5 protein-coding genes are annotated in these 6,734 nt (G+C 72.2%); 1 reads left to right on the top strand and 4 read right to left on the bottom strand.

Going from position 1 to position 6,734, the window contains the following annotated elements; all coding sequences use genetic code 11:
- Both H305_RS0143315 and H305_RS0143310 read right to left on the bottom strand, forming a co-directional pair.
- Positions 1–1,150, bottom strand: a 1,150-nt coding sequence (locus H305_RS0143315) for a maltotransferase domain-containing protein (RefSeq protein ID WP_028805901.1), incomplete at its 3' end; no start/stop codon positions are given.
- A 214-nt stretch (positions 1,151–1,364) separates the two neighbouring features.
- Entirely contained in the window at positions 1,365–2,570 is a 1,206-nt protein-coding gene (locus H305_RS0143310; RefSeq protein ID WP_028805900.1) for a S8 family peptidase, read from the bottom strand.
- Between the two features lie 369 nt (positions 2,571–2,939).
- Between H305_RS0143310 and H305_RS0143305 the strand changes: the two genes are divergently transcribed.
- On the top strand, positions 2,940–5,558 hold the full coding sequence (locus H305_RS0143305) for a glycosyltransferase family 1 protein (RefSeq protein WP_028805899.1): 2,619 nt from the start codon (positions 2,940–2,942) through the stop codon (positions 5,556–5,558).
- A gap of 12 nt (positions 5,559–5,570) precedes the next feature.
- Here the strand turns inward: H305_RS0143305 and H305_RS0143300 are convergent, their stop codons facing one another.
- Complete coding sequence (locus H305_RS0143300) at positions 5,571–6,071, bottom strand: DUF1990 family protein (RefSeq protein WP_028805898.1); 501 nt, start codon at positions 6,069–6,071, stop codon at positions 5,571–5,573.
- Between the two features lie 70 nt (positions 6,072–6,141).
- A partial coding sequence (locus tag H305_RS0143295; RefSeq protein ID WP_028805897.1) for a M4 family metallopeptidase occupies positions 6,142–6,734 on the bottom strand: 593 nt, incomplete at its 5' end.

Here is a 6,734-nt window from a genome sequence, read left to right as displayed (position 1 = left end):
CGGCGTCGTGCCCGCCCTCCGGCGAGCCGATCGCCCAGGGCACGCCCACGTCGCCGGGACCCGCGGAGAGCGTGTTGTTGGGGCCCTTGCGGAAGGTGCTGCCGATCGGATGGATCGGCGGGAGGTAGACGACGTCGAAGCCCATCGCGGCGATCGCGGGCAGCCGCTCCGCGGCCGTACGGAAGGTGCCGTGCACTGCCGGGACCGACGGGTCGCTTCCCGGCCGGCCGTTCTCCGACCGCGGGAAGAACTCGTACCAGGACCCGTACAGGGCGCGCTCACGCTCCACCAGCAGCGGCAACGGCTCGGACGACGAAACGAGTTCGCGCAGCGGGCGGCGGGCCAGGACCGCGTCGACCTCGGGGGTGAGCGCGGCGGCGAGGCGGGCCGCGGCGGGGCGGTCCACGTCGCGCAACGCGTCGACGGCGCGCAGCAGCGTGTCCCGGCGGCCCTTGCTCCGCGGCACCTGGGCGGCGGCCCGCTCGTACAGTCGCGCGCCCTCCTCCAGGACCAGTTCCGTGTCCATCCCGGCCGGGATCTTGATGCCCGCGTGGTGGCGCCAGGTGGTGACGGGGTCGCTCCACGCCTCGACCGTGTACGTCCAGCGGCCCTCCTGTCCGGCGGTCACGGTGGCGCCCCAGCGGTCGGTGCCGGGAGCCAGTTCGCGCATCGGGGTCCAGGGACCGGCGCGTCCGTCCGGGTCGCGCAGGACGACGTTGGCGGCGACCGCGTCGTGGCCCTCGCGGAAGACCGTGGCCGAGATCTCGAACGCCTCGCCGACGACCGCCTTCGCGGGCCGTCGTCCCTGGTGGACGAGCGGCCGGACGTCGAGGACGGGGATGCGCCCGACGGTCGGTCCGGACGTGCCGGCCGTCCCGCCGCCGGAGACGGCGGGTTCTGCCGCGAGGACGGCGCTGCCGGCGGGGGGTTTCTCCGCGGTGCGGGAAGGACCCTCGGCCGGGGCAGGGGGTTTCTCCGCGGTGGGGACGGTGCCCTCGGCGGGGGCGCAGGGTCGCTCCGCGACGGGCGAACCGTCCTCGGCCGCGGTGGCGGGTTTCTCCGTGGTGCGGGAACCGGCGCCGGGCCTGCCTGGTCCGGATGCGCCGGGAGTGCTCGTCGGGGGTGGCGACGTCTGGTGCGTTGCGGGCATGACCGCTCCTGTCCGCGTCAACGTGGGTGGGCGGATGAGGGTGTGGGGAGGTGGGGCCTGCGGGGTGTACCGGAGGAGCCTTCCCACCCTATGCGGGTGCGCATTCCGGCACTTTGTTAACTACTCGCGCGTATGTCTACGCACAAGACCGGCCTCGTCCAGTGCGGGCGAGGCCGGTCCCGTACGGCCGTGTCACCGGGTTCCTGACACGGTCCTACCAGGCTCGATCGACGTGCAGGAGTTTGTTCGGTGAACCGGGACCGGCGCCCGAAATCCTTCCCGGAACGGCCTGTTTCACCAGTGCTTTGGATACTTGCGCCGGGGTGGCCTTCTTGTGGCCGGCCAGGTACAGGGCTGCCGCGCCCGCGACGTGCGGGCTCGCCATGGACGTGCCGGAGAAGGTCGCGGTGCCCGTGTCGCTCGCGTACGAGGCCGAGGTGATCGCCACGCCCGGGGCGAACAGGTCCAGCGCGGAACCGGTGTTCGAGAAGCCGGCCCGTGTGTCGGTCCGGTCGCTCGCGCCGACCGTGAGGGCCTGGCCGACCCGAGCCGGGGAGTACAGGGCGGCCGGAAGCCCGTCGTTGCCCGCCGCGACCGCGTAGGTGACGCCGGAGGCGATGGAGTTGCGTACGGCGGCGTCCAGTTGGGCGTTCGCGTGCCCGCCCAGACTGAGGTTGGCGACGGCCGGCTTCTTCGCGTGCCTGGTCACCCAGTCGATGCCGGCGATCACCTGCGCGGTGGTGCCCGCCCCGTTGTTGTCGAGGACGCGTACCGCGACGACCTTCGCCTTCTTGGCGACGCCGTACCTGGTGCCCACGACGGTTCCGGCGACGTGCGTGCCGTGGCCGTTGCCGTCCTTCGCCGTGCGGTCGTTGTCCACGAAGTCCCAGCCGTAGCCGGCCCGGCCGCCGAAGTCCTTGTGCGTGATCCGGATGCCCGTGTCGATGACGTACGCCGTCACCCCGGCGCCCGCCGACCCGAGCCAGGTGTAGCTCTTGTCGACCGGCAGGTTCCGCTGGTCGATCCGGTCCAGGCCCCACGAGGGCGGGTTCTTCTGGACGTGGTCGAGCGCCACCCGGGTGTCCTGCACGACCGAGGCGACGCGGGAGTCCGCCGCGAGCCGCCGGGCCTGCTCCTCGCCCACCCGCACGGCGAAACCGTTCAGGGCCGTGCCGTAGGCGTGACTGATTCTCGCTCCGTACTTCGCGGCGATGTCCTTTCCCACCGACGACGGAGCCTTCGTTCCCCCCTTGAGCGTCACGATGTAGCTGCCGCTGACGGAGCCGGGTGCGCCGGCCCCGAGTATCCGGCCCTGCGGGGCGGCGTGCGCGGGTGGGGCGATGGCCGAAAGCACCGCGGCCGTCGTGACCGCGGTGAGACCCGCCGCCCAGCGCAGACGCCTCTTTCCCGTCCGTGCCATGGCTTGAGTTCCCCTCCTCGACTCGGCGTCCGGAGGCCGGACCGGCCGGTGTGGACCAGGCCCGGACGTACGCCACGTGGCGAGCCTCTCGTGCGGTGTGAAGCGCCACAAGGCCGCCCAGGCGGGCGGAATCGGCCATATCGGCCGTGAAGCGCACGTGAAGGTTGCGGCGAGTTTCCGCCGATGTCATGCAGTACGCCCGTTCGGGGGCGGCCTTCGAGGCGCCGTAGAGGTGGCGGCGCCGTGGCCGGTACCGTCGGGAGTGGTCTTCCGAGGGACCACTCGGCACCACCCGTAATTGAGGTACCCCGACCGCGATCGACCGGCCCGCGCCAGCGGCGCCGGTCCAGGCGCAAAGAGGTGCAGCCTGTGAAGGCGATCCGCAGATTCACCGTACGTCCCGTACTTCCCGAAGCCCTTCACCCGCTCAGTGACCTGGCGCGCAATCTCCGCTGGTCCTGGCATGCCGAGACCCGTGACCTGTTCCAGTCCGTCGACCCGGAGCGCTGGACCGCCTCCGGCGGTGACCCCGTACGCCTGCTCGGCAGCGTGCCGCCGGCCCGGCTGGCGCAGCTCACCCAGGACGAGGGCTTCCTGAACCGGCTCGCGACGGTCGCCGACGACCTGCGCGAGTATGTGACCGGCGACCGCTGGTACCAGCAGCAGGTCTCCGAACTTCCCGCCGCCATCGCCTATTTCTCGCCCGAGTTCGGCGTCACCGCCGCGCTGCCGCAGTACTCCGGCGGCCTCGGCATCCTCGCCGGCGACCACCTCAAGGCGGCCAGCGACCTGGGCGTCCCGCTGATCGGCGTGGGACTGCTCTACCGGCACGGCTATTTCCGCCAGTCCCTGTCCCGCGACGGCTGGCAGCAGGAGCACTATCCGGTCCTCGACCCGAACGAACTGCCCCTGGTGCCGCTGCGTGAACCCGACGGCACCCTCGCCCAGGTCTCCCTGGCCCTGCCCGGCGGCCGGGCGCTGCGGGCCCGCATCTGGCTGGCCCAGGTGGGCCGCGTCCCCCTCCTGATGCTCGACTCCGACGTCGAGGAGAACGACTTCGGCGAGCGCGGCGTGACCGACCGGCTGTACGGCGGCGGCAGCGAACACCGTCTGCTCCAGGAGATGCTCCTCGGCATAGGAGGTGTGCGCGCGGTACGGACGTACTGCCGGCTCACCGGCCACGCCCCGCCCGAGGTTTTCCACACGAACGAGGGCCACGCGGGCTTCCTCGGCCTGGAGCGCATCGCCGAACTCACCGACGGGGGACTCGGCTTCGAGGCCGCCCTGGAAGCGGTCAGGGCGGGCACCGTCTTCACCACGCACACCCCCGTCCCGGCGGGGATCGACCGCTTCGACCGCGAGCTGGTGGCCCACCACTTCGGCCCCGACGCCGAACTCCCGCGCATCGACGTCGAACGCGTCCTGGGCCTCGGCATGGAGACCTACCCGGGAGGCGAGCCGAACCTCTTCAACATGGCCGTGATGGGGCTGCGCCTCGGCCAGCGCGCGAACGGCGTCTCCCTGCTGCACGGCCAGGTCAGCCGGGAGATGTTCGCGGGCCTGTGGCCGGGCTTCGACCCCGAGGAGGTCCCGATCACCTCCGTCACCAACGGCGTGCACGCACCGACATGGGTGGCGCCCGAGGTGTTCCGGCTGGGCACCCGCCAGATCGGCGGCAGGCGCACCGAGGACGCGCTGACCGTCGGCGGCTCGGACCGCTGGGACGCGGTGGCCGAGATCGAGGACCAGGAGATCTGGGACCTGCGGCGGGTCCTGCGCGAGCAGCTGGTCGTGGAGGTGCGCGAGCGCCTCTACGCGTCCTGGCGCCAGCGCGGCGCGGGCACGGCCGAACTCGGCTGGATCGACGGCGTACTGGACCCGGACGTCCTGACGATCGGCTTCGCGCGCCGCGTCCCGTCGTACAAGCGGCTCACCCTGATGCTGCGTGACCGCGACCGTCTCATGGACCTCCTCCTGCACGCCGAACGTCCGGTGCAGATCGTCGTCGCGGGCAAGGCCCACCCCGCGGACGACGGCGGCAAACGTCTGGTCCAGGAGCTGGTCCGGTTCGCCGACGACCCGCGGGTTCGCCACCGGATCGTCTTCCTCCCGGACTACGGCATGGCGATGGCGCAGAAGCTGTACCCCGGCTGCGACATCTGGCTGAACAACCCGCTGCGTCCGCTGGAGGCCTGCGGCACGAGCGGCATGAAGGCGGCCCTCAACGGCTGCCTCAACCTGTCCGTCCTGGACGGCTGGTGGGACGAGTGGTTCCAGCCGGACTTCGGCTGGGCGATCCCGACCGCGGACGGCACGGCGACCGACGACGACCGCCGGGACGACCTTGAGGCGGCGGCCCTCTACGACCTCCTCGAACAGCGTGTGGCACCCCGCTTCTACGAGCGCGGCCGGGACGGGCTGCCCGACCGCTGGATCGAGATGGTCCGCAGGACGCTGACGCACCTCGGTCCGAAGGTGCTCGCCGGCCGGATGGTGCGCGAGTACGTGGAGCGGCTGTACACGCCGGCGGCGCGCGCGCACCGCGCGCTCACTCCGGACACCGCCCGCGAGCTGGCGGACTGGAAGTCCCGCGTCCGGTCCGCCTGGCCGCAGGTCACCGTCGACCACGTGGAGGCCTCGGCCGCCACCACGACCGCCGAACTGGGCACCACGCTCTCGCTGCGCGTCCGCGTCGGACTCGGTGATCTCGCCCCCGACGACGTCGAGGTCCAGGCCGTGGCCGGCCGCGTCGACACGGACGACCGCATCGCGGACGCGGTGTGCGTGCCGCTGAAACCCGCGGGCGGGCCGGACCTGGAGGGGCGCTGGGTCTACGAGGGGCCGCTGTCCCTGGACCGCACGGGTCCCTTCGGCTACACGGTCCGCATCCTGCCCGCGCACCGGCTGCTCGCGTCCAGCGCGGAACTGGGCCTGGTGACGGTGCCCTCCGAGGAGACCGGGGAGGGAGCGGGTCTGCTCATGCGATGAGTACCGGGGGCTTCACTCGTCCAGGCCCGCGCACAGGCGGCGCAGCACCTTGCCGCACCGCTGGGCGTAGGCGTGCTGGAGCCCCCGCGTCGCCGGTCCGCCCGCGCGGGCGTACCACTTGGCCGGACGGCTGAAGGCGGTGATCGTCAGCCAGACGGTCCCGTCGCCGGTGCGGTCGACGACGAACGCCTCCTCGCCGCACTCGGGATGGCCGGACAGCGTGCCGTAGGCCCAGGCGGTGCGCCGGTGCTCCTCGGCCGTCCAGACCACACGGCAGGGGGCCTTGATGGGGCCGAGGCCGACGGTCACGTCGACGCCGGGGGCCGCCTTGTCGGCGTCGGAGGTGATGCCGACGCCGAGGGCGCGGTGCATCTCCCAGGTCATCAGGGCGTCGGAGGCGCGGCGGAAGACGGCCTCGCCCTCACCTATCCGGGCGCGCACGTGCAGTCGGCGGAAGCCCGGCGGGCAGCGGTCCTCGCGGGTCGCGCCCACGTCCTCGTACGTGTAGGGCATGGGGGACAGCGTAAGGCGGCACCCGGAGCAGCCCTCGCTCCGGGTGCCGCCTCGGCCGGCGGGCCGCGGACTAGTTCACGTTGACCGCGGACCAGGCCGCGGCGACCGTCTTGTACTCCGTGCTGGTGGAGCCGTACAGGGCCGACGCCGCGGAGAGCGTGGCGGTGCGGGCGCCCGAGTACTTGGTCGTCGACGTCATGTAGGTCGTCAGCGCCTTGTACCAGATCTGCAGGGCCTTGGCCCGGCCGATGCCGGTGACCGTGGTGCCGTTGGACGTCGGGGAGTTGTAGCTGACCCCGTTGATCGTCTTGGCGCCGCTGCCCTCCGAGAGGAGGTAGAAGAAGTGGTTGGCGACACCCGACGAGTAGTGCACGTCGAGGTTGCCGACACCGGAGGACCAGGAGTCGGCGGAGCCGCCGTCCTCGCTGGGCTTGTCCATGTAGCGCAGCGGGGTGCCGTCGCCGTTGATGTCGATCTTCTCGCCGATGAGGTAGTCGCCCACGTCGGAGGAGTTCGCCGCGTAGAACTCGACGCCGGTGCCGAAGATGTCGGAGGTCGCCTCGTTCAGGCCGCCGGACTCGCCGCTGTAGTTGAGGCCCGCGGTGTTGGAGGTGACGCCGTGGCTCATCTCGTGGCCGGCCACGTCCAGCGAGGTCAGCGGGT

The organism is Streptomyces sp. 142MFCol3.1 (genome assembly GCF_000424945.1).
In the GTDB taxonomy this organism is placed as follows: Bacteria; Actinomycetota; Actinomycetes; order Streptomycetales; family Streptomycetaceae; genus Streptomyces; species Streptomyces siamensis.
The sequence above is the reverse complement of the archived record's forward strand: the minus strand, read 5'-3'. Positions and strand labels throughout refer to the sequence as shown.